Genomic DNA, 2,342 nt, shown 5'->3' on the forward strand with positions numbered 1-2,342 from the left:
GTAATGGCGAACCATCTCCATACCCTGTGGTGCCGTCGGCAGTCTCGACAGTGACGAGTACGTTCGAAGCCTCGTGTTGCGTTCCGAGCGATATTTCGAATGGCTCAGCGAGTGGCAAATCGAGCGGCTCTACCGACATTGCTACGATTTCACTCATACTCCCACCTCAAGTGTATTCTCGATGGCGTCGAAGAGTTTGGTTGCTCCCGACTCATCGTAGACGTTCGCGGTGACCAGACCGTGGCGCTGTTGTTCGACCTCGGAATCACCCCACGTAGAGATGCCAGCGACGAATGCGTCCGATAGCTCTTCGATGAGCATTTTTTCCTTCTCAACCCCATCGACTGCAAAGCGTTCGAAGTGGGCCCGCTTTGTTCGATCGGGATCATGGGCGAGAACGACGGCATCCGGCCACGATCCATGAAGGACACCCAGTGTCACACTTGAGTATGCGCGATGGGTGAGAGACGCCTGTCCCTCTACGAAGACGATATCGTGATCTTGGGCGACTGCCTTCACCATATCTTCTACAATCCCGGCGGTGAAGTCGGCAGGAACTCTATCGACGACGATACCTTCGTGTGCACCCACCATGATTCCGGTTTGGCCGGTGGCGACCCACCCAGCGTTCCATCCCGCTTTGCAGGCAGCTCTGTAGAGCTCGACCGTTGTGGTCCGCTTGCCGACTGCACAGTCCGTCCCAAGTGTAAGCACTACTAGGGCGTCGATATTGTCCACGGATCCATCACCGACGCGTAGTTTATTGGTTGCAGGTGGTTTACGAACATCGAAAATGCGGACGTCGTGTTGATCGGCCAACGAAGACCAGTATTCATCCTCCCCAAGAAAAACGTGAAGGCCAGAAACAACATCACACCCTCTACGGATAGCGTTCTCGATCTCTTCGACCCAAGCATCGGGTAGCTCACCGCCAGCAGGGGCGACACCAATAACCAGCACCTCTGCCTCCGGTGCGATATCGAGTGCGTCCTCGACGAATTCGACGACGGGCACGTCGGGTGCATCGGCCTTTCCTAAGATGTCTGTGGGACTCTGTCCGGCAGTTTCACAGTCCACGATGGCTCTGGTATCAAACACTTCGCTGTGCATTACGACCCCATTGGCGGTTTTCCCACCTGTCTTACCGAACTCGCCATCCGCGAGGACGATTGTCGGAACGAAAACGTCAAACGATTCTCGCAAGTTCATGTTCTATCCCTTACTCCGTAACTGTCACCCAAAACAGCACCACCTCCAGACACGGCGTCTCCCGGGAGGACATCGTGACCGAACGGGTGGACGAGACGAAGGTCGAGGACGCCATCGAGGAGCGGAACCTCGACATCGACGAATCGCGCCTCTACGATATCAGCGAGAACGACTACGTTCGGCGGGACGACATCAACCGCGACGCGCTTCGACGGCGGTTCGAGGAGTAGGGCCCACTCCGACGCCGACTCACTCCGGGAATATCGATTGCGGGAGATACGCCGAGACGACCCAGTTGGGGGCGTCCACGACTTCGTTGATTTTGAGGTCCACGATGGCGGAACACAGCAGGTACGCCTCCGAGCGCGTCAAACCGCGGGTTCGGTGGAGGTGCGAAATCATGTGTCGAATCGCCTTCTTGCTGGCGTCCATCAGGTCGTCGCTGATGCCGGTCGTGGCGTACACCCGACCGCCGTCGGTCGCCGAAAACGGCCCGCCCGTCTCGAACTGCGGTTGCTCGATGTCCATGCCCGAGACGAGTCGGAGCCGGGCCGTCACCGTCATCGGCGCTTCGATGCCCGTGACGCACACCTCGCCGTCGCCCTGTGCGCCGTGGCAATCGCCGATGCTGAACCGCGCGCCCGCGACTTCGACCGGCAGGTACAGCGTCGACCCGGCCGTCAGGTGCTTCACGTCGAGATTGCCGCCGACGCGGCGTGGGGGCGTCGTGCTGTGCTCCCCGCCGTCGGCGGGCGCGACGCCGAGGTTGCCCGGGAAGGGCGCGAGTGGGACTTCGATTCCGTTCACGAAGTGGCCAACGTCGCCGTCGAGATCCCAGACGTGCAGACCCGGGTCTGGGAACTCCTCGGGGAGCAGTCCGGTTCCCTCGTCGCCGCCGTAAAAGTACGAAAAGCCGATGCCCTCGTGGTCGAACGAGAGGAGGTCCACCGCGAGCACGTCGCCGGGTCGCGCGTCCGCGACGTCGACGGGACCGGTTAGGGCGTGGCCGGGGAGCGTCCCCGCGAGGGCGGCGACGTCCTCGGCGGTCGAGTCCGCGTCGAGGCGGCCGTTCGTCGCGTCCCGACAGTCGAAGCGCACCACGTCACCGGATTCGACCGTTCGAATCGGGTCGT

At 60.9% G+C, this 2,342-nt stretch carries 3 protein-coding genes and 1 pseudogene; 1 reads left to right on the forward strand and 3 read right to left on the reverse strand.

Going from position 1 to position 2,342, the window contains the following annotated elements:
* Both BG842_RS27110 and BG842_RS04305 read right to left on the reverse strand, forming a co-directional pair.
* A pseudogene (locus BG842_RS27110) lies at nucleotides 1-157 on the reverse strand (dipeptide epimerase); the annotation flags it as partial.
* Complete coding sequence (locus BG842_RS04305) at nucleotides 154-1,209, reverse strand: DUF1611 domain-containing protein (protein ID WP_069449819.1); 1,056 nt, start codon at nucleotides 1,207-1,209, stop codon at nucleotides 154-156. The pseudogene BG842_RS27110 and the gene BG842_RS04305, both read right to left, overlap by 4 nt.
* 74 nt (nucleotides 1,210-1,283) lie before the next feature.
* Between BG842_RS04305 and BG842_RS27115 the strand changes: the two genes are divergently transcribed.
* A complete protein-coding gene (locus BG842_RS27115) occupies nucleotides 1,284-1,439 on the forward strand; it encodes a hypothetical protein (RefSeq protein WP_254662891.1) in 156 nt (51 codons plus the stop codon).
* Between the two features lie 19 nt (nucleotides 1,440-1,458).
* Here the strand turns inward: BG842_RS27115 and BG842_RS04310 are convergent.
* The coding region (locus BG842_RS04310; RefSeq protein ID WP_069449820.1) for an acetamidase/formamidase family protein at nucleotides 1,459-2,342 on the reverse strand (884 nt) is incomplete at its 5' end.

Source organism: Haladaptatus sp. W1 (genome assembly GCF_001723155.1).
Classification (GTDB): domain Archaea; phylum Halobacteriota; class Halobacteria; order Halobacteriales; family Haladaptataceae; genus Haladaptatus; species Haladaptatus paucihalophilus.

Bases quoted from the DNA above. Each gene is read 5' to 3' on its own strand.
- BG842_RS04305 (WP_069449819.1), bottom strand. From the start codon at position 1,209: ATGAACTTGCGAGAATCGTTTGACGTTTTCGTTCCGACAATCGTCCTC.